Below are 23,403 nucleotides of genomic sequence, written 5' to 3' on the forward strand. Positions count from 1 at the left end.
TTTTTGGAGGTGAACCTGCATGTCTAGAATTTCAATAGAAGAAGTAAAGCACGTGGCGCATTTGGCACGGCTTGCAATTACAGAAGAAGAAGCTGAAATGTTTACTGAACAGCTTGATAGCATCATTTCATTTGCAGAGCAGTTAAACGAGGTAGATACGGAAAACGTTGAACCAACAACACACGTATTAAAAATGAAAAACGTCATGAGAGAAGATGTTCCGAATAAAGGTCTTTCCATTGAGGCAGTCATCAAAAACGCGCCTGATCATAAAGACGGCTATATTCGTGTGCCATCAATTTTGGACTAAAGGAGGCCTGAGGCATGTCACTGTTTGATCACAAAATTTCTGAATTAAAAGAGCTTTTACATAAAAAGGAACTGTCTGTTTCTGATTTAGTGGACGAGTCTTATAAACGAATCAATGAAGTAGACGGGAAAGTACAAGCATTCCTTGCATTAGACGAAGAGAAAGCTCGTGCGTATGCAAAGGAATTGGACGAGGCAGTTGGTGAAAAGGACGAGCTTGGTCTATTGTTCGGTATGCCAATCGGTGTGAAAGATAACATCGTCACAAAGGATTTACGTACAACAGCATCTAGTAAAATCCTGCAAAACTTTGATCCTATTTATGATGCAACGGTTGTCAATCGTTTAAGAGATGCGGAAGCAGTCACAATCGGTAAATTAAATATGGACGAATTTGCAATGGGATCTTCTACAGAGAACTCAGGCTACAAAGCAACGAAAAACCCTTGGAATTTAAACACTGTTCCAGGTGGATCAAGTGGTGGCTCAGCAGCTTCTGTTGCAGCAGGTGAAGTACCATTCTCACTTGGATCAGATACGGGCGGTTCGATTCGCCAGCCGGCATCATTCTGCGGCGTTGTGGGCTTGAAGCCGACGTATGGCCGTGTATCTAGATACGGCTTAATCGCATTTGCTTCTTCATTAGATCAAATCGGGCCGATTACGCGTAACGTTGAGGACAATGCCTACGTTCTTCAAGCGATTGCTGGAGTCGATCAAATGGACGCAACGAGTGCAAATGTCGACGTCCCAGATTTTCTTTCTTCATTAACTGGCGACATCAAAGGCATGAAAATTGCAGTGCCAAAAGAATACCTTGGAGAAGGTGTTGGCGAGGAAGCAAAAGAGTCTGTTCTTCAAGCGTTAAAAGTATTAGAAGGACTTGGTGCCACATGGGAAGAAGTGTCTCTTCCGCATTCTAAATATGCGCTTGCGACTTACTACTTACTGTCTTCTTCAGAGGCATCTGCAAACCTTGCGCGTTTTGACGGCATCCGTTATGGCTACCGTACAGATAATGCCGACAACCTGATTGATTTATATAAAAATACTCGTTCTGAAGGCTTTGGAAACGAAGTGAAACGCCGCATCATGCTTGGCACATTCGCTCTTAGCTCAGGATATTATGATGCATACTATAAAAAGGCGCAAAAAGTCCGTACATTGATCAAAAAAGACTTCGAAGATGTTTTTGAAAAGTATGATGTCATTGTAGGGCCAACAACGCCAACTCCTGCATTTAACATTGGTGAAAAGACAAGCGATCCACTGACGATGTACGCGAACGATATTTTAACGATCCCTGTGAACCTTGCAGGCGTTCCAGGAATCAGTGTGCCTTGTGGATTTGCAAACGGTCTTCCGTTAGGACTGCAAATCATTGGTAAGCACTTTGATGAAGGAACGGTTTACCGCGTGGCTCACGCTTTCGAGCAAGCAACAGATCATCATAAAGCAAAACCTGAACTGTAAGGGGTGAATCAGAATGAACTTTGAAACGGTAATTGGACTTGAAGTCCACGTTGAGCTAAAAACACAATCAAAAATTTTCTCCAGCTCGCCGACACCTTTTGGTGCAGCTGCCAACACGCAAACAAGTGTCATCGACCTTGGATATCCTGGCGTACTGCCTGTATTGAACAAAGAAGCAGTGAACTTTGCAATGAAAGCAGCTATGGCGCTAAACTGCGAGATCGCAACAGATACAAAATTTGACCGTAAAAACTACTTCTATCCTGATAACCCAAAGGCGTATCAAATTTCTCAATTTGATAAACCGATCGGTGAAAACGGCTGGATTGAAATTGAAGTAGAAGGCAAAACGAAACGAATCGGTATTACGCGTCTCCATTTGGAAGAGGATGCAGGTAAACTGACACACACAGGCGACGGATATTCACTTGTTGACTTCAACCGTCAAGGCACACCGCTTGTTGAAATCGTATCTGAGCCAGACATTCGCACACCAGAAGAAGCGTATGCGTACTTAGAAAAACTAAAATCTATTATTCAATATACAGGCGTATCTGACTGTAAGATGGAAGAAGGCTCACTTCGCTGTGATGCCAATATTTCACTTCGTCCGATTGGCCGTGAAGAGTTTGGAACGAAAACAGAGCTCAAGAACTTGAACTCATTTGCTTTCGTACAAAAAGGTCTTGAATTCGAAGAGAAACGCCAAGAGCAAGTATTGCTTTCTGGCGGCTTGATCGAACAAGAAACTCGCCGCTATGACGAAGCGTCTAAAAAGACGATCCTCATGCGTGTCAAAGAGGGCTCAGATGATTACCGCTACTTCCCAGAACCAGATTTGGTGGAGCTGTACATTGATGACGAGTGGAAAGAACGCGTAAGAGCATCGATTCCAGAGCTTCCAGACGAGCGCCGCAAACGCTACATCGATGAGCTTGGGCTTCCTGCATATGATGCGATGGTGCTGACGCTGACAAAAGAAATGTCTGATTTCTTTGAAGCAACCATTTCAGAAGGTGCAGAAGCGAAGCAAGCTTCAAACTGGCTGATGGGTGAAGTATCTGCCTACTTAAATTCAGCTCAAAAAGAGCTGGAAGATACAAAGCTAACGCCGCAAGGCCTGGCTGGCATGATCAATCTCATCGAAAAAGGAACGATTTCTTCTAAGATTGCCAAAAAGGTATTCAAAGAGCTGATTGAAAATGGGGGAGACGCAGAAACAATCGTCAAAGAAAAAGGACTTGTCCAAATTTCTGACGAAGGTGCCCTGCTCAAACTTGTCACAGAAGCACTTGATAACAACCCGCAATCCATCGAAGACTTTAAAAACGGAAAAGATCGCGCGATTGGTTTCTTAGTCGGACAAATCATGAAAGCATCGAAGGGACAAGCAAACCCGCCGATGGTCAACAAGATTCTCCTAGAAGAAATCAAAAAACGCTAATGAACAATAGCAAAAACCGCCTCATGAGAAGAGGCGGTTTTTTTTGCTTGAACTGACAGGGTCTTATAATAGATTCAGACCACCGCCGTATATTAATTCGGAGATTCTTTTCTTATAATGAAGTATAAGCGAAAGTGCACATTCGAAGGGGGATAAAGGTGAACGAACCGGAAAAACAGCACGTAAAGTTATGAAAGAAACAGCTTCAATTGTTCGACTACTCTTATGACAGCAGGGTCCTCACACTTTTCTAAATTCGTCAGCATCCCTTGAATGACTGGCTTACGAGGCTCAGCTTTCGCCAGTTCTTCTTCAATGACTTCAATGGATACAAGGGTATCATCAGAAAGCAAATGCTCAAGCTTTAACAAACGAAGCTCCTCTTCTAGGGATGCAGCGCTCGGCGCTTCATCGTCCCAAATGGTTGGCTTTAAGATCGGTTTCGTCTGAGAACGAAGCATACCTTGAACCAAATCATCTAATCGTTCGAGTATAAAGGAAGAGAGCTCATCAAATGATAATTGCATCTGATCTTGTAAAAGCAGCACCTGCACATACGATTGGATGATTCCTTGAATCATGACTGACAGGTCAGTTATAAATGGTTCGATCTCCTGTCCATAAGTGGTCAAGATGGAAATTTGAATTTCATCATTCATTTGCTTTTTCACAGTTTTTGAATACTTTTTAATTTGCTGGTTTTCTGGAATAATGTTCTCGCTGAGGATCAAAATGATAAAATCCTTGTTCTCAGCAAAATGCTGAAACTGTTCAGCGATTTGCTTCTGGAAGATCTCTCTCGGTGCGAGATGCTGATTCTCTTTTCGAATCGTTTCAATAGTTTGCATAGAAGTGTCGATATAATATTCAAACGCTCGGTTGAAAAGCTGTTCTTTTGATTTGAAATGCAAATAAAACGCGCCTTTCGATATTCCGCACTCATCTGCTATTTCCTGAATGGTCGTAGAAGAAAAACCCTTTTTCGCAAACAACTGGATGCTTGCTTTAATGATTTTTTCTTTTTTTTCGTTCATGAAATAAGGCCCCTTCAGCTTTAGAATGTTACGTCAAACGCAAGAGAAATGGTTGACGGCATTGTATATCACCGTTTATTATGATATAGAATGACCAGTCAGTCAATACATAAAGGAAAATGGAGGACATAATGAATTCGATCATCAATTTTGTATTAAAGAATAAGTTCGCTGTATGGCTCATGACAATTATCGTAACAGTTGCTGGTCTATATGCTGGATTGAATATGAAACAAGAATCAATCCCGAATATCAACACTCCAGTCATTACGGTTTCTACAACGTATCCTGGCGCAACGCCGGACGAAGTATCAGATAAGGTGACCGATCCAATTGAGAAGTCTATTCAAAACCTAAACGGAGTCAATGTGGTCACATCCAATTCTTTTGAAAATGCTTCATCGATTCAAGTCGAGTACGATTATAACAAAGACATGGATGAAGCAAAAAAGGAAATTGAAGATGCGGTTAACAACATCAATTTTCCGGAAAATGCAGAAAAACCAAAAATCGCACGCTTTAGTATCAATGCGGTTCCAATATTAGCACTCAGTGTATCTGGTGATAAAGAATCATTAGAAAACCTGACGAAAAAAGTGGAAGGTGACCTTGTCCCTTCACTTGAAGGATTAGACGGTGTATCTTCCGTCGAAGCTTCTGGACAGCAAATCAAAGAAGTAGAATTTTCGTTTAAACAAAAAAAATTGAAAGAATACGGTTTAGATGAAGAAACCGTCCAAAACATGATCAAAGGCTCTGATGTGAATGTGCCATTAGGTTTATACACATTTGGCAACAAACAAAAATCAGTTGTCGTGGACGGCAATATTTTAAGCGTCAAAGATTTGAAAAACATGCGAATTCCTGTCACACCAAGTGCAAGCAGTGGAGCTGGAGCACCATCTAGCGGCGCTGAAAACCCAGGTGCGCAAGGTGCGGAGCAGCAGGCTGGAAATGCAAGTCAGCAGCAAGCAGCAGCCCAGCAGCAACCTAGTGGAAGTGCAGCGAGCGGTCAATCTGTAGAGCTGCCGACAATTAAGCTTTCTGAGATTGCGGATATTAAAGTCGTCAAGAATGCAGAATCGATCTCTAGAACAAATGGAAAAGACAGTATCGGTCTGCAAATTGTCAAAGGCTCTGATGCCAACACAGTAAGTGTAGCAGAAGCAGTCACAAAAGAACTTGAGAAGTTTAAGAAAGATAACAAAGGAATCAAAGTAAGTACCACATATGATCAAGCAGAACCGATTAAAGAGTCCGTTAGCACAATGCTGAATAAGGCTATCATCGGAGCGATTTTTGCGATCATTATCATTATGTTGTTCCTTCGAGATATCAAATCAACCTTAATTTCGGTCATCTCCATTCCGTTATCTCTGTTGATTGCTGTTTTAATATTAAATCAGCTGGATATCACACTAAATATCATGACACTTGGTGCCATGACCGTCGCCATTGGGCGTGTTGTTGATGACTCCATTGTTGTCATAGAAAACATATATCGACGAATGGCATTAAAGGATGAGCCATTAAAAGGAAAAGAACTCGTTAAAGAAGCCACAAAAGAAATGTTTATTCCAATCATGTCTTCGACGATCGTCACAATTGCGGTCTTCTTACCGCTAGCACTTGTGGGTGGAATGATTGGTGAACTATTCATCCCATTTGCATTAACGATTGTGTTTGCTTTAATGGCTTCACTCCTTGTCGCCATTACGATTGTTCCAATGATGGCACACAGTCTATTTAAAAAGAACCTGTACGGCACAGCGAAAAAGGTAAAAGAACATAAACCAAGCAAGCTTGCTGGCGGTTATAGACGTGTACTCAATTGGACATTGAACCACAAATGGATCACATCAGGAATTGCCATTCTTATGCTTGTCGGAAGCTTATTCTTAGCACCACTTGTCGGTGTCAGCTTCTTACCACAGGAAGCAGAGAAGACGGCGATGGTGACTTATACACCTGAACCTGGACAAACGAGAGAACAAGCTATCGATGAAACGAAAAAAGCAGAAGAATATTTGATCAAACGTGACCATGTCAATACTGTTCAATATTCACTAGGCTCTTCAAATGCCCTGACAGCAAGTGTAGGCGGCAATTCTAACGGTGCGTTATTCTTCGTACAATATGATGAAGACACACCAAACTTTGATAAAGAAAAAGATAAAGTGGTCAAAGCCCTGCAAGACAAAACGTCTAAAGGGGAATGGAAATCACAAGACTTCTCATCTGCTGGCGCAAGCAATACAGTAACGTACTATGTCTACGGTGACAAAGTAAGCGATATTGAAGGCACAGTAAAAGATGTCGAGAACATCTTAAAAGATGAGAAAAACCTGAAAAATGTCAGCACAAGCTTATCTGAGAAATACGACGAATATACGTTTAATGCAGATCAAGAAAAACTGGCGAAACTGGGTCTAACTGCTTCACAAATCGCTCAAGCGATTGCTCCTCAAAATAGTGAAACAACACTGACGAAAGTAACTGAGGACGGCAAAGAACTTGATGTGAATCTTCAAACGGAAAAAGATGAATATAAGAGCAAAAAAGATTTAGAAAATAAAAAGATCACAACACCAACAGGGCAAGAAGTCCGAATTGGTGATGTCGTAAAAGTAAGAAATGGTACGACAGCGAATACGGTGACAAAACGTGATGGAAAAATCTACGCAGAAGTGTCTGGAGACATGACAACAGATGATGTCTCAAGTGTGACACAGGATGTTCAGAAAAAAGTCGACAAGCTTGATCTGAAATCTGGCGTAACGATTGACACAGGCGGCGTAAGTGCGGATATTGAGGAATCCTTTACACAGCTTGGGCTCGCAATGCTCGCAGCGATTGCCATTGTGTATCTCGTTCTCGTCATCACATTTGGCGGAGGTCTTGCACCATTTGCAATTCTCTTCTCGCTTCCATTTACAATTATTGGCGCGCTCGTTGGATTGTTTTTAGCAAAAGAAACCATCAGCTTAAACGCCATGATTGGATTGCTCATGCTGATCGGAATTGTTGTGACAAACGCGATCGTCTTAATTGACCGAGTCATTCATAAAGAGAAAGAAGGACTCTCAACAAGAGAGGCATTACTGGAAGCTGGTACAATAAGAGTACGTCCAATCTTAATGACGGCACTTGCGACAATTGGGGCACTTCTTCCATTAGCATTAGGATTTGAAGGCGGAAGCCAAATTGTTTCAAAAGGACTTGGCGTCACAGTCATTGGTGGTCTCGCAAGTTCAACATTGTTAACACTGGTTATCGTACCAATCGTATACGAAGTGTTAAGCAAATTTAAACGCAAAAAGAAATACGTAGAAGAAGATTGAGATGGGGCCCCGCTTTGATGGCGGGGCTTTTTTATGTTGAAATCTGACAAACAGCTCTTTTCATAAGCTCTTCAAATGCTTGGAAAAATGCGTCACGATCGACATGATCAATCACTTGAATTGATTTTCCATCTGTATGCTCTTCGGTACGTCCTTGCTTTGGCGTTTCGGTGTAAACGATCGCATTCATTTCCTTTGAACGAGTAAATGATGAGGAAGCAAGAGTGATCGTTGTCAGCACGTCCCATAAGTAGTAAGTCGAGTTGGTTTCGTGATGAATGAGAGGCGGGCAAAAGGCGTAACACTGCCCAATAAAATCAATCCCGATATGAGAACGAAGGGAAGCCCACCGCTGACGAATATCAGGTGTAAGCGGAACTTGATTTGTGCTCTCAAGTGCGACCATTTCAATAGGAAAGCGTTCCTTGAAGACGGTGCTGACAGCATAAGGGTCCCAAAATGCATTCCATTCTGCTGTCCCATCATGCTCGGGTTCCTCCACATTCCCTTTCTCAAGAAATGTACCGCCCATCCATACCAATTTTTCAATTTTATTAGAGATTGAAGGATCTTCTTCTAAGGCGCGTGCAAGGTCTGTGAGCGGACCTGTAAAGAGCAGCGTGACAGGTTCTGCAGACTTTTTAACAGTTTCGATTAAATGAAGATGTGCTGGAAGCTTGGACACTTTTGTATCAACAGTGCCTTTCTCGTTTAAGATAGGTAAGGCGTCTACATAAAAAGCATGCATGCGCCACTCTTTTGGAAAGGGATTGACGCCTCTAGAATTTGAAGCAGCGACTTCAATTTCATATGGGCTAAATCGATCAATGATTTTTTGAGACGCACTGAGAGCAGGCTCTAAATAACAATCAGCAGGAATCACAGACGTCCCAATCACTTTCAGATGTTCCATTTGAAGGAGAAGAAATAACGAGACGAGGTCATCAACACCACCATCATGATTAAAATAGACAGGCTTTTTCATCGCAAACCATCCTTTACAGCGTTTTCTTTTATCTTATCAGAATGCTTTCTTGCTGAGGGAAATGTGGCAGGAGATTTGTCATATTAGGGTGTTGTTCTGTTGCCATTTTCAAATCTCATAGTATAATTAAAGGTTGTTAGTGGTGAAAATAGATTGCATAATGAATATAGGATGATGATGAATGAAACGTGCTCGAATTATATACAATCCGACATCTGGGCGTGAACTCTTCAAGAAGAATTTGCCGCAGGTTTTGCAAAAATTTGAACAAGCCGGCTATGAAACATCTTGTCATGCAACGACATGTGCAGGAGATGCGACACAAGCAGCTGAGAATGCCGCACAGAGAGACTTTGATTTAATTGTAGCAGCAGGTGGAGACGGCACGATCAATGAAGTCGTCAATGGACTAGCACCGCTTGAAAAAAGACCAAAACTAGGAATTATTCCGGTTGGAACAACAAATGACTTCGCAAGAGCACTTGGAATTCCACGAGAAGGTGTTTTAAAAGCAACAGATGCCATTATAGATGGTATAGCGAAGCCGCTTGATATCGGTAAAGTCAATGGCCATTATTTTATTAATATTGCAGGCGGCGGCCGGTTAACAGAGCTCACCTATGAAGTGCCTAGTAAGCTGAAGACAATGCTTGGACAGCTTGCTTATTATTTAAAAGGCATGGAGATGCTTCCTTCGATCCGCCCGACAGAAGTCGAAATTGAATATGACGGCAAATTGTTTCATGGAGAAATCATGCTGTTTCTTGTTTCACTCACAAACTCAGTAGGCGGCTTTGAAAAGCTAGCGCCAGATTCTGTTTTAGATGATGGAATGTTTGACCTGATTATTTTAAAGAAGGTCAATTTAGCAGAAGCCATTCGAGTAGTCAGCCTTGCACTGCGAGGCGAGCATATTCATGATAACAATGTCATCTACACAAAAGCGAATCGCGTGAAGGTAGATGTAAAAGATAAAATGCAATTAAATTTAGATGGCGAATTCGGCGGCATGCTGCCAGGTGAATTTGAAAACCTGTATCGTCATATTGAATTTATAGTGCCAAAAGCAACAGCTGAAAAAATAGGGTAGAGATTGAACTTGGTTCCTTATGGCACCAAGTTTTTCTTTGCAAATGAGGTGATAAAATTGGTGAAAATGAAACCGCCTGTTGAAAAGAATGAATACTACAATGTAACCTTCGAAGACTTAACGCACGAAGGTGCAGGTGTAGCGAAAATTGAAGGATTCCCTGTCTTTGTACCGAATGCACTGCCTGACGAACAAGGGAAAATCAAAGTCACACGTGTCAAAAAAGGATTTGCTTTTGGGCGACTCATGGAGCTGACAAAGGAAAGTCAGCATAGGCAAGATGCGCCATGTCCTATCTATAAGCAGTGCGGCGGCTGTCAAATTCAGCATATGAGCTATGAAGGCCAGCTGCTATTTAAACAGAAACAAGTAAAGGACGTTTTAGAGCGGATCGGCAAGCTTGATATGAGCCGTGTAAAAGTTCATCCTGTACTCGGCATGGAAGACCCTTGGAATTACAGAAACAAAGCACAAGTTCCAATTGGCGAACGCGAAGGCGGACTAGTTGCAGGATTTTATCAGCAGCGTACCCATGAAATCATCGATATGGAAAAATGTTTGATCCAGCAGTCAGAAAATGACGAAGTGGTACAGGCAGTAAAAGACATATGTAATGCGTTTGGCATCAAAGCATATAACGAAGAGCGGCACAAAGGCTGGCTGCGTCATGTGATGGTTCGCTACGGCATTGCAACAGGTGAAATGATGGTTGTGTTTGTGACTAGAACGGCTGACTTTCCGCAAAAGCAGCAGGTGATTGAGCAGATTATAGCACGCTTCCCACATGTTCGGTCAATTGTGCAAAACGTGAATTCAAAGAAAACAAATGTCATTTTCGGAGACGAAACGACCGTTTTATGGGGTGAAGAATACATTTATGACACGATTGGCGACATCAAATTTGCCATTTCAGCCCGCTCATTTTATCAAGTGAACCCCGCCCAAACAAAGGTGCTTTACGACAAAGCGCTTGAATATGCAGAGCTGCAAGGCGAAGAAACCGTCATCGATGCCTACTGCGGAATCGGTACGATATCCTTATTTCTCGCACAAAAAGCAGGCAGAGTATATGGCGTAGAAATTGTGCCAGAAGCAATTGAAGACGCAAAACGCAACGCTGCCTTAAACGGGATCAACAACGTCGAATTCGCAGTCGGCGAAGCAGAAACCGTCATCCCAAACTGGTACAAAGAAGGCATCAAAGCAGATACCCTCGTCGTCGATCCACCAAGAAAAGGCTGTGACGAAGCACTGCTTGACACCATTTTAAAGATGAAGCCAAATCGAGTTGTTTACGTCTCCTGTAATCCTGGGACGCTAGCTCGTGATTTGCGTATTCTTGAAGATGGTGGGTATGTGACGGAGGAAGTGCAGCCTGTGGATATGTTTCCGCATACGAGTCATGTGGAGTGCGTGGCAAGTCTTGTAATCAATCATTAATTGAGATATCCCGATTTCGTGAAAAATATCGATATCGGGATATTCTTATTTTTGCTTCCCCTCCGTTAGAATGAAAAATTCGCTTGAAATGCTATTAAAATAAAACTCTATAGACATATGAATATAGATAGAAAAAGCTATGAAATGAATAAACCCCTTCTCCATTATTGGGACTGACCCCGTAAGATGAGACAAATAAAAAACACCTTCAAGTTTGAAAATGGATCGTTGTGATCCGAAATAAAACATGGAGGTGTTTTTTCTATGGGGACAAGAGTGAGTTATCCGGTTGAAGTCAAACAGAAGGCTGTAGAAATGAGATTGGCAGGCGTACCTATGAAAGAGATCATGCAGAAATTGAATATCAAGAATAAGACGCAGGTTCAGACATGGGTGAGGTGGCATAAGGCTGGGGATACACACCGGTTCGAACAGCCTGTTGGAAAACAATATACCTATGGAAAGGGTCCCGAGTACTCTTCCGAATTAGAGAGACTGCAGGCAGAAAATCGCTATTTGAGTCAACAGAATGAAGTGTTAAAAAAGTACAACGAATTGGAAAGGAAGTTGATAAGGAAACGTCAATCAAACTGGTAGAAGAATTTCACAAAACGATGACGGTACAGGACATCTGTGTCCATTTAGGCATCTTACGTACTTCGTATTATAGATGGAAAAAGGATCTGACTCAGAATCATTCTAAAAGACAACTAGAGAAACAGGTCGGCACGTTGTGCCGAAAGCACAAATATCGATATGGTTATCGAAAAATCACAGCCATACTAAAAATGAGAATGCGTATTAACCATAAAACTGTTCAACGTATCATGCAGAAAAACCAGTGGCAATGCCGGGTTAAAATGAAAAAGCGTAAGAAGAATGGGCAGCCCTATGCCGTGGCCGGTAACATACTGGATCGGAACTTTCAGTCTGATCGCCCTCTTGAAAAACTAGTAACGGACATCACGTATTTGCCTTATGGACAGAAACAATTGTACCTTTCCAGTATATTGGATTTATATAATGGAGAAGTGATTGCTTTTACGATTGGTGATAAGCAGGACACAGACTTTATCTTAAACACACTTAATCAGCTCCCAGCACTGCCTGAGAATTGCGTGTTACATAGCGATCAAGGTTCTGTATATACATCTTACGAGTATCAGAAAGCTGTTCATATAAAAGGCATTACCATGAGCATGTCCCGTAAAGGGACGCCCGCTGATAATGCCTCCATCGAATCGTTTCATTCCTCACTAAAGTCTGAAACGTTCTATCTTAACAGGATTGACCGCACTACGACCAGCATCGTAGAACGCACTGTCAAAGAATACATTTATTATTATAACAACATTCGTATTCAAACGAAACTAAACAACCAATCACCGATAAACTATCGGCAATTGGCTGTATAAAGGTGTTTTGATCCCTGTCTCAAAAACGGGGGTCAGTCCCATTGGATAGGGGGTTCTTCTTCTATATTTTGATTCTTTTGATCAAGCGCAGAGGATATGATATCAAGTCCGATGTATAAAAAGCTAACAAAGAAAGATAAAATCAATACACCATTCCCCCATATAGAAACTTCAATTATCTTCAAATTTAGTACATATTTAATCGTGAAGTAAATAAGAGCCCACGAAGCAAAAAATTCTAAAATATAAGTTATCCAATTTGGGATCTTCAACAAAAAAGTGATTCCTTTCCCTATAAATAAAACGATAAATGACCAAAAAATCACAATGATGCTAACTAACAACGAGAAGGTAATCATAGAAAAAAATGAATCATAAGTGATGTATTCACCGAAAAGAAAATTCACTCCCAATGATACTAGATAAAGCATGACAGTTGGAAGGGCAATAACTAAACTTAGGGAAAAAAATATAAGCAAAATAAGAAGAACGGCAGCAATAGCGCCAGGGGCTTCATCTACAACGTTTTTCTTTCTTAAAAAAGTATAGAGTATGATAGACACTAAAAGGAGTATTAAAAAAGTCAATGAAATCACGTAAGAAAAAGACATGAAGACCCTCCATAAAAAAGGGCTATTAGAAAACTAATAGCACTTATTGATTATTTAAAGAAGATTAATAATGAATTTTGCCAAAGTTTTAGCAATATCTCTAGGCGCACCCATTTTAATAAAAGCTTTTATGAATTGTTTTTCCGTTTTCTGATCCAAGCAGCAGCTTTTAAGAAAATCACTTTTATCTATGCGATACACAAAAATTGTAACAAAAACCATACTAAGAATGAATTGTATCTTAGTACTGTATTTTATCAGTTTAACAATTTTTTCTGTGTTATTCGCTGCCGGTTGGTCACTTGATAAAATTATTACTTCTAACACTTATCATGTAACAGAAAAGGCAATTACAATTTAAAAAGTCCCTGCATAGGGCTTTTTTATTTGAATATCTTTTCATTAGTTTGCCGGATGCTGTACCTGCTGCCCGTCGCATGACACGTTTCCCAGAAGTAGCTTTTGAACGGCGTTTACGTCTCCTCAAATTTTTGATATTTTATAAAGTGCTGATAGTATTTTGTTCATTTTATACTCCTTTTGCGTTGAATCCTTACAAAAGTATATAATGATAAAAATTGCTGAAAGACTTTATAGAAGGACATGCCCTTTAGGCGCTATGTCATGAGAGGAATTGGATGAAAGATGAGTAAAAATTTCTGGCGTGATTTACCGAGGCCGTTTTTTATATTAGCACCAATGGAAGAAGTGACAGATGTTGTGTTTCGTCATGTTGTGAGTGAGGCGGCGAGACCTGATGTGTTTTTTACAGAGTTTACGAACAGTGAGAGCTATTGCCATCCTGATGGGATTCAAAGTGTGAAGGGGCGTTTAACTTTCACAGAGGATGAGCAGCCGATTGTTGCTCATATTTGGGGAGACAAGCCTGAAAACTTTAGACAAATGAGCATTGGAATGGCAGAATTAGGGTTTCAGGGGCTTGATATTAATATGGGCTGTCCTGTTCCGAATGTCACGCAAAACGGGAAGGGCAGTGGATTGATTCTTCGTCCAGACGTTGCCGCAGAACTGATTCAAGCTGCAAAAGCTGGGGGACTGCCTGTCAGTGTAAAAACAAGACTTGGTTTTACAGAGGTCGATGAATGGCGCGATTGGCTCAGACACATTTTGGAGCAAGACATTGTGAACTTATCGATCCACCTTCGTACTAGAAAGGAAATGAGCCAGGTGGATGCGCATTGGGAGCTCATTCCTGAGATTGTAAAACTTCGTGATGAAGTAGCACCTGATACGCTTTTGACCATCAATGGTGATATTCCTGATCGTCAAACGGGCTTAAAGCTCGCTGAGCAGTATGGTGTGGACGGTGTGATGATTGGGCGCGGGATTTTCCATAACCCATTTGCTTTTGAAAAAGAGCCGAAGGAGCATACGAGTGATGAGCTGCTAGGTCTTTTAAGATTGCATCTTGATCTTCATGATCAATATTCCTCATTAGGCTTGCGTCCATTCAAGGCGTTACATCGTTTCTTTAAGATTTATGTAAAAGGATTCAGAGGAGCGAGCTTCCTAAGAAACCAATTAATGAACACATCATCAACAGATGAAGTGCGTGCAATGCTAGATGAATTTGAAGCGAGAAATCAAGAACAATCATGATGAGAAAGAGGAGGGGAAGCCCTTCTCTTTTTTCTATGAATAGGTCTATTAAACTAGTGGCTCTAAATGGTAAAATGAGATAGAAATAACAATTGGAGGTATTTTATTTGAAACCATTTTGGGATACAGACATAGAAAGTGAAGAGACATTTAAGAAAATCAATGAGAAAGGCATTGCAAAAGCGGAAAAGAAGCTAGGCGTCACCTTGCCTGATACATATAAAAAACTGATTCTTGAACAAAATGGCGGGTATACCCTGCATAACGCTTTTCCAACGGACCAGCCGAATGGATGGGCAGAGGATCATGTGTCATTTGATCATTTAAGAGGAATTGCTAAAAATGAAGGCATTATGGATAGTGATTATTTAATAGAAGAATGGGAATTGCCTGAGGGACTTGTGCTCATTTGTGGGGATGGTCATACTTGGATTGCATTGGATTACAGAGAAACAAAGGAGCATCCGCCGATTCATTACTTTGATCTAGAATATGAGACGGATTTCAAATTAGCGGATTCGTTTGATGAATTGCTTGCGGGGCATTATACCGCAGAGGATAGTGAAGAAGATGGGATGTCAGATGAAGAGTGGCAGGCTGAATATGAAAAGCAGAATAAACCATTATCAAAAGAAGAAGTGAAAGATATCTTTTTAACCAAAGACCCTGAGCAGCTTTCAAAAATCGCGAATTTCCAAGTAGAACAAATTGATGATATCAAGTGGATTTTTTCTGAAGTAGAAACATATATGGACACCCTTCAGAACGAAGAAATGTTAACGACTGCTGGCTGGGCAATCAATACGATCTTTATAATGAATGATGAAATGATTAAGCAGCATGCTGATGTTGTCGAGCATGCACGTCGTTTTGCGAAACAATTGAGTCAATCAGAAATAGATGAGATGCATAACATTGCCATTAATATATCAATCGCATTTGAATTTGATTTAGAGGAATAAGTATTTATCATTTTTAAAATAGACCCCCTCACCAAAAAGGGGGTCACCATTTCCTTACTCCGCACTCTCCTCAACCTCACGGCTATCCTCTGTTTCACCTATATAAATAGGGCCGTTTGCGTGGTCGATTCGGATTGGCCATTCGTATGGGACATGCAGGCGTCGTGCGATGGCTCTCCAAAACTTTGCAGAATCAAATTCTAGTTCTTGAAAGTCTTTGAGCAATTCTTTATAGGAAGATCCGTCAAATTGAATGTACGAGTCTTGCAGACGCATAAAGGCATAATGTCTCACTTCTAATGCTGCCGCAGCTTCCATTTCTTCTTCTGTTGCTTCTCCAATGATTGTTCCTGCGGGCGGAAGCATGTCGTATACGTTAAATTCCTCTTCTTCTTCGTGTGCTGCATTGTGCTGTTGATCTGACATTTCTCTTCACTCCTTCTAGTTTTCATCAAAATTTGATTCGTGCTTACCTCTATTATCGGAAGGAAATGCGAAATGTGGAATGAAAAAAGAAGTAGATTCACAACACTTGCTTTTTCTTCTTGAATCTTTTATGATCAATTACAGATATAAAAGGTCTGTAATAGATAGAAAGGGATGTTCCTATGAAATATTCTAAAGCGACCAACTATGCGCTGCATACGATGGTGTTTTTAACTCTTGCACCAAAGGGGAAAGCAATAGGCGTTGAGCCTCTCGCCAAGATGCAAGACCTTTCACCCACTTATTTATCCAAAATCTTAACAAAGCTTGTGAAGGCAGGATTGATTGAATCAACACCTGGCGCAAAAGGTGGCTACGCCATTATGAAACAGAAGGAAGACATTTCGTTTTTAGATGTGATTCAGGCGGTAGAAGGACAAACCAATTTATTTCGTTGTTCCTTAGAACATGATTCTTTCATGCCTCATGATGGCTGTTTGATTGAACAGGTCATGCAGGATGTTGAAACGAAAATGCAGGAAACACTAAGTCAAAAGCGGTTAGTTGATATCGCAAGTCAAATAGAACAGACAGAAAAAAATCCATTTTTCAACATGTGATTTTTTTGAACCAATTATAGATATTAAGAGTCTTTAAAGTCTTGAATAAAAAGGGGAGATTGACATGTTATTAGATTGTGCCATTATTGGAGGCGGGCCAGCCGGATTAAGTGCAGCACTTGTTGTGGGGCGAGGCAGAAAACAGGTCATTGTATTCGATGACAAGATGCCAAGAAATCGAGTGACCCAGGAATCACATGGGTTTATTACAAACGATGGGATGACACCGTTTGAGATCAGACAAGCGGGTGAAGCAGATCTCCAAAACTACTCCAATATCCAAATCAAACGAACTAGAATTGTTGAGATACAAAACAATGAGGTCAACTTTGCGTTACTGACACAAGAGGGAGAAAGATTCGAAGCGAAGAAAATCATATTGGCAACAGGACTAGAGGATATACTGCCAGAGATCAAGGGGATGCATGAAGTGTATGGAAAGACGTTGTTTAGCTGTCCTTTCTGCGATGGCTGGGAGCTAAAGGATAAGCCGCTTGCTCTCATTGCTGAGAATCCACGCGCCTTGCATATGGCTAAACTTCTTTCCAATTGGACAAAGGATTTGATCGTGTTTACGAATGGGAAGCAAGTGTTTGCTGAAGAGGAGAAGGCACTCCTATCAGCTCATTCTATACAAGTCATTGATGTAACGATTATGTCCATTCATCATGAGAATGGACAAATGCACTCTCTTAACCTTGCGAATGGGGAAACGGTGAATAGAGAAGGCGGATTTGTCGCAAGTGAATTCAAGCAGTCAGCTCCATTTGCTGAAAAACTAGGCTGTCAAATGACGAAAAATGCCGGCATTGAAACAGATATTCTTGGACGTACAACCGTCAGCGGTGTCTTTGCATGCGGTGACAATTTAGGTGGGCCTGCTCAACTTGTTCTTGCAGCAGCTGCTGGTAGCCAAGCAGGAATGGGCGTCATCCATGAACTTGTGCAAGAAGAATTTCAACAAAAAACATCTCTATGAAAGGAGATGTTTAGCGATGAACGGTTTTCCGTTTTGCTAAAACGTGAGCTGTCCATTCAAAAAGTGCGTAGATGACAAAGAAGATCAAGATCCAGCTGCTGACATCGACCCATACATTGGTGATATGAATGAAGTTCGCCTGATCAAGTCCAGCCTGTATCCACATGGTGATCAATGCTGTGAGGAACACCTGTAAAAACCATTTTTTCAATTGGTCACACCTCCATCTCTTTCTATCATATAAGAAATGACAGTTTATTTCCAATTGTGTTTCCATCAGTTTCAACGGTAAAATAAGAAATAAAACCAATGGAAGGATATGACATGAGCGATCAAACCGATAGTTTTTTAAAAAGTCATTTTCCTGATCTTGTCCTCACGCCGCCTCTTTTTTATGGGCGGCCTTTTGGGCTTCGCTTTGAAGTGGCAGATTGGTCATTAGGAGAAGAATCAGTTGTATTAGAAAAAGCAGGGGATCGTGCTTTGAAAATTGTCAGATATGCTTTTGATCTACAGCACTGGCTATTAGACTATGACCGCTCTCAGATGGATCAGTTGTTTACAGAGAAATAAGAAAACCGCACTTGTCGACAAGTGCGGTTCTGTTTTATGCTTCTACTTTATTGAAGAACTGTGGTAAATATTCTTTGTGTGCTTCTAGCATTTCATCTAGGATGCTTTTTGCAATGGCATCTGATGGGACGAGCGGGTTGATTGTCATTGCGACAAGTGCTGTGTTGTAATCGCCTGTCACGGCTGCTTCAGCGGCAACACGTTCAAAGGATTTAATTTGAGAAATAAGTCCTTTGACTGCGACTGGCATTTCACCAACAGCGATTGGTTTAGGGCCGTCTTTTGTGATGACACAGTTCAGTTCAACAGCAGAATCATTTGGAATGTCACTGATGGCACCATTGTTGATCGTGTTCACAGGCTGAATGTCGTGCTTGTCGTTATAAATGGATGCAATCAAGTTACAAGCTGCATCACTGTAGTAGGCACCGCCTCGTTTTTCAAGCTGTGGCGGCTTGATATCAAGATCAGGGTCTTTGTACAGCTCGAACAGGTCATTTTCTAGTGCACGAACGACTTCTGCACGAGTGCCCTCATTCTCTGCTGCTTTCTTTTCTTCAGCCAGCATATCACTTGTTTTGTAGTAGTAGCGGTGATATGGACATGGAATCACGCCAAGCCCTTTTAAGAAATCAGCATCCCACGGAATGGCATGAATGTTGTTCATCGACATCGTGGAGTTTGGATCTGCCATGTCTTCGATGACTTGATCCATGATACTTTTGCCATCTAAGAATACATTGAGTCCAAAGACCATATGGTTCAATCCAGCAAAGCTGACCTCGACTCTGCTTGCGTCGACATCAAGCCCTTTGGCAATTCCCATGCGAATGCCGATTGGCACGTTGCATAGTCCAACGACTTTGCGATGGTTTGAATAGCGAAGTACGGCTTCTGTAACCATACCCGCTGGATTTGTGAAGTTCACAAGCCATGCGTTTGGGCACAGTTCTTCAATATCTTTCACAATATCAAGAATGACTGGAATGGTGCGAAGCCCTTTGAATAGACCTCCTGGACCATTCGTTTCTTGACCAATGACATCATATTTTAAAGGAATGCGTTCATCCTTCATACGTGCTTCGAGAAGTCCGACACGGAATTGTGTTGTGACGAAATCAGCGTCCGCAAGCGCTTTCCGGCGATCTAATGTTAAATGAACCTCGATTGGAAGTCCTGCCTTTTTCACCATTCGTTTTGCAAGATCTCCGACGATTTCAAGCTTTTCTTTTCCCGCTTCAATATCGACAAGCCAAAGCTCGCTAATCGGGAATTCATCGTACCGTTTAATAAATCCTTCTACAAGCTCTGGTGTATAGCTTGATCCTCCGCCAATTGTGACAACCTTTAATCCTTTTGCCATGTTCTGCACCTCCGAATAATGTAACGCGCAATGTTATAATAGAGAAAAGCCCATTCTTTTGTTTGTACATCTATAGCTTATCGTGAGAGCATCTCGTGCGTAAATGACTTCAGCGTCTTTAGGCAAGGGTGCCCTATTTAGAGATTTGTTACATAAAAGAAACACATTGTGACATGCTGTTGGAGAAAGGGGAAGTCAGATGTTTTCAAGTGAGGTTATTTCCAGCTTTAATGAACTAGAAAGCGCTTTATACCGATACATCATGGAAAACAGTGAAAAGGTCGTGTATATGAGAATTCGGGACTTAGCAGATGCTGCCCATATATCCACCTCGTCTGTCCTTCGCTTTTGCCGAAAAGTAAATTGTGAAGGCTTTTCAGAGTTTAAAGTGAAGCTTAAAATGTATTTAGAAGCAGAGCAGACACCTACTTTAAAAAGCACCCAGCACTTTCTGTATGAATTTATTGAACGAACACTAAAAGGGGACTTTGAGGGGAAAATTAAAGAGGCAGCAAGACTCATTGCCGATGCAAAAAATGTGCTGTTTATTGGCACTGGCAGCTCTGGCATTTTGGCGCAGTATGGGGCGAGGTACTTTTCAAGTCTTGAGAAATTTTCATTTTACATCAATGATCCGTTTTTCCCGATGAATATGCAGTATTTAGACAATAGTGTCACCATTGTGCTGTCTGTATCAGGGGAGAACAGTATTACGATTGATCATATTTCGAAGTTAAAAAGAGAAGGAAGCAAAATCATTAGCATTACAAACAATCAGCACTGTACGGTTTCGCGCATTTCTGATTTAAATATTGCTTATTACGTGACAGACGAACGGGTTCACAGAGCTAATATTACGACACAGACGCCCGTTGTGTATATTTTAGAAGCGATGGCACGTGATATGTTCGCGATGTTAAAGGAAAAGTAAAAGAGCCGCTGCATGAATCAGCCGCTCTCTTTTTTCTGCTTTATAAAAGCGAGGATGGCAATACCGGAACAGACAAGCACAAATAGACCGCCTAGCAAATACACAAATCTCGTTCCGAATGTATCCGCAATCAATCCAACAAAGAAAATAGATAAACTGACAGATATAGAAGAGAGGACGTATTGAGCCGAATACACTTTTGATAAATCATGGACTGGTGTTTCCGTTTGAAGAATGGTTTGCTGTGAAACATCCCGAATTTGATAGGCAGGCCCCATCAAAATACAAAGCAGCAACGCAAGCCACGGGAGGCTGTTCAGCGCAAATAGAATGGTCAGCACTGCATAAATAAAAGAGCCTGCTGCCATAAAGAGGAGAAGCTTTTTTTGAATAAATCGGCTCAACCATGTAGCCAAGATCCCGCCTATAATGGCACCTATATAATAAGCAGCATTGATAAATCCCCACCATTCTCCACCTTCCTTTAAAACAAGTGTGACAAAGGCAAGCGTAACCGGTCCGACCCACAAAGCACCTGCAATATTTTCAGAAACATCCATGAAGGTCAGGGTGCGAACCGTTTTGTTTGTCCAAATGATCATCCAGCCATCCTTGAACCTGTTCTTCGTATTTGCTTTTTGAACCGTGTCTTCTTGCTTGAGTAGAGAAAAAACAGGGATGATAAATAGATAAGACAACGCAATCATGAAACAAGAGGCCCACATTAAATAAAATGGCCCAATCAATAGGACAAGCATTCCAGTGAACGAATAGCCGGCAATTTGAACAGATTGATGAAAAATGGAGGCTGTACTGTTCGCTTTCACAAGCTGATTTGCTGGCACCAGCATCGGCATGATGGACTGTAATAAAGGACTAATGAACCCGCCAGTGATGGAAATTAAAATGAACGCACTAAATAGCCAGATCAGATGCTGCTGAAAGAAATGAAATTGTGTCGTGAACACGACGAGCATCCCAATCCGTAAAAGAGGGACCCATTTCAATAGACGATCGGCGTGAAAGTGAGCGGTCAAAACAGGAGAGATGAGCCCAGCCAATAGCTGACATAGCGTTCTTATGAGCGGAAATACAGCAGCATAGGCAACAGATTGTGTATCTTGATAAATAACTAACGTAATCGTCATCAAAAATAGAATATCACTTAGCATGAGAAGGCTTTTACTGCCTGTATAACACCAAAACTTGTTTCCCATATCCAATCGACTCCTTCTTTTCCAAAAACAAGTTCAGTATACCATGGTGATGAAGTACCCAGAGGATTTTCATTCAAAAATACATCTTAAGTATGAGAGGATTGTGATAAGCTAAATGAAACACATCGTAAGGAAAGGGGTTCAATCAATGAAAACATTACCAGCACATGACTTTTTGGACAAACACGGTATCCCATATGAAATCAAAACATTTTCTTCCGAAACAGAGAAGGGAGCCGCAAATGTAGCAGCAGCCCTTGGTTTTCGCGAAAGACAAATGATCAAAACATTGATTTTTGAAACAGGGGAAGGAGAGCAGCTGCTTGTGATGGTTGGCGCTGACCAGCATATTAAGTCAGGGAAACTAAAGAAAGCGGCTGGCTCTCGTAATATTAAAATGGCATCACCAGAGAAGGTTCTAGAAGTGACAGGCTACCGAATTGGCTCAATACCGCCGTTTTGCTGGCAGCCAGAAGGCTTCCGCACCATCATCGAAGCTTCGCTATTAGAGGAGGAAATATTAGGCGTTGGAGCAGGTGAATGGGGAAATGAAATACTGATCACACCAGAACAATTAGTGAAAGCCTCAAAGGCTGTACCGTATGACATCGTGCAGCCAGTAGAATAGAAAAAAGTGCCTGTTTCTCATGCAGGCACCTTTTTAATTTGCAGCCGGCTCCTTAAATGGACCGATATCTTTCATTTGCAGGAAGGCATCCACGGTTCTATTTTCTTCAAGGTCATTCGCCCGTTTGCAGATCACAACAGGTCTGACGATTTCTATGCCTTCGATATATACACGCCCAATCTCTTTCTGCTTGAGACTGCCTTGAACCGCATCACGGGGAACAAGTGTGATCCCATAGCCAGCTTTAATCATTTGAATCGCTTCATGAACACCGCTGAATTGTAAATCAACAGTCGGTTTTTTAATTCCTTTCGAGGTGAACAGGGAAAAGAGCTTATCTCTAGTGGAGCTGCCTTCTTCACGCATTAAAAAGGGCTCCTGACTCAGGCGCTCTAGCGGAACGGTTTTTCCGTTCAACAGATGGTCTGCTGGCACAATAAAATCATAGCTTAAATTCGTCAAATGAGAGGTAACGATCTCCTCATGATGCAAATCTTCAATTACAGCGATGGCGACATCTGATTCATATTGAAGCAGGCTCTCTATCACTTGAGCGGAATTTCCGCTTTTTAATTCGATTTCTGACTGTGGTGATGACGTTTTAAAAGCAGCCAGCCAATCAGGCAGTAAAAAGTTGAGTGGTACATAGGTAGAACCGATGCGGAGGCGCCCCTTCTTCCCGTTTTGTAATAGCGTGATCTGATATTCTACTTCCTTTTCAGCCTCAAACACTTGCCGGGCATAAGGATACAGCATCTTTCCCATTTCTGTGAGCGCAATGCCCCGACCGTTTCGTTTAAAAAGGCGAAACCCGATCTCTCGTTCAATGCTTCTAAGCTGAGCCGTCACAGCTGGCTGTGTCAAAGATAGTGCGTCGGCAGTTTGTGTGACGCTTTTTGTCTCTGCGACCTTTGCAAAAATCCGAAGGGCATGTAAATTCAA

Annotated in this window: 22 protein-coding genes; 14 read left to right on the top strand and 8 right to left on the bottom strand. The window is 41.5% G+C overall.

All coding sequences use genetic code 11. The features are described 5' to 3' along the window. Positions 1 to 19 precede the first annotated feature (19 nt). From gatC to gatB, 3 genes are read left to right on the top strand one after another with little or no spacing between them, the layout of a single operon-like run. Positions 20 to 310, top strand: a complete 291-nt coding sequence (gatC, locus tag MKZ05_RS03600; RefSeq protein ID WP_003213898.1) for an Asp-tRNA(Asn)/Glu-tRNA(Gln) amidotransferase subunit GatC — start codon at positions 20 to 22, stop codon at positions 308 to 310. Between the two features lie 14 nt (positions 311 to 324). Beyond that, positions 325 to 1,782 carry an Asp-tRNA(Asn)/Glu-tRNA(Gln) amidotransferase subunit GatA gene (gatA, locus tag MKZ05_RS03605; protein ID WP_339161431.1) on the top strand — a complete coding sequence of 486 codons (1,458 nt, stop codon included), beginning with the start codon at positions 325 to 327 and terminating at the stop codon, positions 1,780 to 1,782. A 13-nt stretch (positions 1,783 to 1,795) separates the two neighbouring features. Then, positions 1,796 to 3,226, top strand: coding sequence for an Asp-tRNA(Asn)/Glu-tRNA(Gln) amidotransferase subunit GatB (gene gatB / locus MKZ05_RS03610; RefSeq protein WP_003214292.1), 1,431 nt, complete (start codon positions 1,796 to 1,798; stop codon positions 3,224 to 3,226). 188 nt (positions 3,227 to 3,414) lie between these two features. On the opposite strand, the gene MKZ05_RS03615 is transcribed toward gatB, so the two are convergent. Beyond that, on the bottom strand, positions 3,415 to 4,260 hold the full coding sequence (locus tag MKZ05_RS03615; protein ID WP_003214065.1) for a TetR/AcrR family transcriptional regulator: 846 nt from the start codon (positions 4,258 to 4,260) through the stop codon (positions 3,415 to 3,417). Positions 4,261 to 4,391: 131 nt separating this feature from the next. On the opposite strand from MKZ05_RS03615, the gene MKZ05_RS03620 reads away from it, so the two are divergent. After that, positions 4,392 to 7,601 carry an efflux RND transporter permease subunit gene (locus tag MKZ05_RS03620; RefSeq protein ID WP_003213881.1) on the top strand — a complete coding sequence of 1,070 codons (3,210 nt, stop codon included), beginning with the start codon at positions 4,392 to 4,394 and terminating at the stop codon, positions 7,599 to 7,601. A gap of 31 nt (positions 7,602 to 7,632) precedes the next feature. Here the strand turns inward: MKZ05_RS03620 and MKZ05_RS03625 are convergent, their stop codons facing one another. Next, on the bottom strand, positions 7,633 to 8,586 hold the full coding sequence (locus MKZ05_RS03625) for a nucleoside hydrolase (RefSeq protein WP_212046312.1): 954 nt from the start codon (positions 8,584 to 8,586) through the stop codon (positions 7,633 to 7,635). Between the two features lie 181 nt (positions 8,587 to 8,767). On the opposite strand from MKZ05_RS03625, the gene MKZ05_RS03630 reads away from it, so the two are divergent. From MKZ05_RS03630 to MKZ05_RS03640, 3 genes are all read left to right on the top strand, one after another. Continuing rightward, positions 8,768 to 9,676: a diacylglycerol kinase gene (locus tag MKZ05_RS03630; RefSeq protein ID WP_050945745.1), complete on the top strand. Its 909-nt coding sequence runs from the start codon at positions 8,768 to 8,770 to the stop codon at positions 9,674 to 9,676. A gap of 60 nt (positions 9,677 to 9,736) precedes the next feature. Beyond that, positions 9,737 to 11,116 carry a 23S rRNA (uracil(1939)-C(5))-methyltransferase RlmD gene (gene rlmD, locus MKZ05_RS03635; protein WP_339161435.1) on the top strand — a complete coding sequence of 460 codons (1,380 nt, stop codon included), beginning with the start codon at positions 9,737 to 9,739 and terminating at the stop codon, positions 11,114 to 11,116. A gap of 264 nt (positions 11,117 to 11,380) precedes the next feature. Further along, positions 11,381 to 12,531 (top strand): IS3 family transposase gene (locus MKZ05_RS03640; RefSeq protein ID WP_339160451.1). Its coding sequence is split into 2 segments (ribosomal slippage): positions 11,381 to 11,654 and positions 11,654 to 12,531, totalling 1,152 coding nucleotides; the frame shifts between segments, so codons are not numbered across the junction. 32 nt (positions 12,532 to 12,563) lie between these two features. Here MKZ05_RS03640 and MKZ05_RS03645 read toward each other — a convergent pair. Next, positions 12,564 to 13,142 carry a hypothetical protein gene (locus MKZ05_RS03645; RefSeq protein WP_339161438.1) on the bottom strand — a complete coding sequence of 193 codons (579 nt, stop codon included), beginning with the start codon at positions 13,140 to 13,142 and terminating at the stop codon, positions 12,564 to 12,566. A 645-nt stretch (positions 13,143 to 13,787) separates the two neighbouring features. On the opposite strand from MKZ05_RS03645, the gene MKZ05_RS03650 reads away from it, so the two are divergent. Continuing rightward, complete coding sequence (locus MKZ05_RS03650; RefSeq protein ID WP_106032789.1) at positions 13,788 to 14,762, top strand: tRNA-dihydrouridine synthase; 975 nt, start codon at positions 13,788 to 13,790, stop codon at positions 14,760 to 14,762. 107 nt (positions 14,763 to 14,869) lie between these two features. After that, positions 14,870 to 15,724 carry an SMI1/KNR4 family protein gene (locus MKZ05_RS03655; protein ID WP_050945749.1) on the top strand — a complete coding sequence of 285 codons (855 nt, stop codon included), beginning with the start codon at positions 14,870 to 14,872 and terminating at the stop codon, positions 15,722 to 15,724. Between the two features lie 54 nt (positions 15,725 to 15,778). Here the strand turns inward: MKZ05_RS03655 and MKZ05_RS03660 are convergent, their stop codons facing one another. Continuing rightward, positions 15,779 to 16,150 (bottom strand): hypothetical protein, encoded by a 372-nt coding sequence (locus MKZ05_RS03660; protein ID WP_106030035.1) that lies wholly within the window; start codon positions 16,148 to 16,150, stop codon positions 15,779 to 15,781. A gap of 182 nt (positions 16,151 to 16,332) precedes the next feature. On the opposite strand from MKZ05_RS03660, the gene MKZ05_RS03665 reads away from it, so the two are divergent. Together MKZ05_RS03665 and MKZ05_RS03670 are read left to right on the top strand one after the other, a co-directional pair. Then, positions 16,333 to 16,770, top strand: coding sequence for an Rrf2 family transcriptional regulator (locus MKZ05_RS03665; protein WP_253622867.1), 438 nt, complete (start codon positions 16,333 to 16,335; stop codon positions 16,768 to 16,770). A gap of 64 nt (positions 16,771 to 16,834) precedes the next feature. Next, the gene (locus MKZ05_RS03670; protein WP_339161441.1) at positions 16,835 to 17,749 is read left to right on the top strand and encodes an NAD(P)/FAD-dependent oxidoreductase; all 915 of its coding nucleotides are present in this window, start codon (positions 16,835 to 16,837) and stop codon (positions 17,747 to 17,749) included. 10 nt (positions 17,750 to 17,759) lie between these two features. On the opposite strand, the gene MKZ05_RS03675 is transcribed toward MKZ05_RS03670, so the two are convergent. Next, the gene (locus tag MKZ05_RS03675; RefSeq protein ID WP_327840057.1) at positions 17,760 to 17,960 is read right to left on the bottom strand and encodes a hypothetical protein; all 201 of its coding nucleotides are present in this window, start codon (positions 17,958 to 17,960) and stop codon (positions 17,760 to 17,762) included. A 113-nt stretch (positions 17,961 to 18,073) separates the two neighbouring features. Between MKZ05_RS03675 and MKZ05_RS03680 the strand changes: the two genes are divergently transcribed. Continuing rightward, a complete protein-coding gene (locus MKZ05_RS03680) occupies positions 18,074 to 18,322 on the top strand; it encodes a hypothetical protein (protein ID WP_327840059.1) in 249 nt (82 codons plus the stop codon). Between the two features lie 34 nt (positions 18,323 to 18,356). On the opposite strand, the gene MKZ05_RS03685 is transcribed toward MKZ05_RS03680, so the two are convergent. Continuing rightward, positions 18,357 to 19,685, bottom strand: coding sequence for a 6-phospho-beta-glucosidase (locus MKZ05_RS03685; protein WP_050945753.1), 1,329 nt, complete (start codon positions 19,683 to 19,685; stop codon positions 18,357 to 18,359). A 199-nt stretch (positions 19,686 to 19,884) separates the two neighbouring features. On the opposite strand from MKZ05_RS03685, the gene MKZ05_RS03690 reads away from it, so the two are divergent. Further along, positions 19,885 to 20,616, top strand: a complete 732-nt coding sequence (locus tag MKZ05_RS03690; RefSeq protein ID WP_137055419.1) for a MurR/RpiR family transcriptional regulator — start codon at positions 19,885 to 19,887, stop codon at positions 20,614 to 20,616. A gap of 17 nt (positions 20,617 to 20,633) precedes the next feature. Here the strand turns inward: MKZ05_RS03690 and MKZ05_RS03695 are convergent, their stop codons facing one another. After that, a complete protein-coding gene (locus tag MKZ05_RS03695) occupies positions 20,634 to 21,833 on the bottom strand; it encodes an MFS transporter (protein WP_050945754.1) in 1,200 nt (399 codons plus the stop codon). Positions 21,834 to 21,981: 148 nt separating this feature from the next. Between MKZ05_RS03695 and MKZ05_RS03700 the strand changes: the two genes are divergently transcribed. Continuing rightward, positions 21,982 to 22,461 (top strand): YbaK/EbsC family protein, encoded by a 480-nt coding sequence (locus tag MKZ05_RS03700; protein WP_339161445.1) that lies wholly within the window; start codon positions 21,982 to 21,984, stop codon positions 22,459 to 22,461. A gap of 33 nt (positions 22,462 to 22,494) precedes the next feature. Here MKZ05_RS03700 and MKZ05_RS03705 read toward each other — a convergent pair whose 3' ends face one another. Next, positions 22,495 to 23,403: a LysR family transcriptional regulator gene (locus MKZ05_RS03705; RefSeq protein ID WP_339161448.1), complete on the bottom strand. Its 909-nt coding sequence runs from the start codon at positions 23,401 to 23,403 to the stop codon at positions 22,495 to 22,497.

It is taken from the genome of Bacillus sp. FSL M8-0277 (assembly GCF_037975305.1).
In the GTDB taxonomy this organism is placed as follows: domain Bacteria; phylum Bacillota; class Bacilli; order Bacillales; family Bacillaceae; genus Bacillus; species Bacillus pumilus.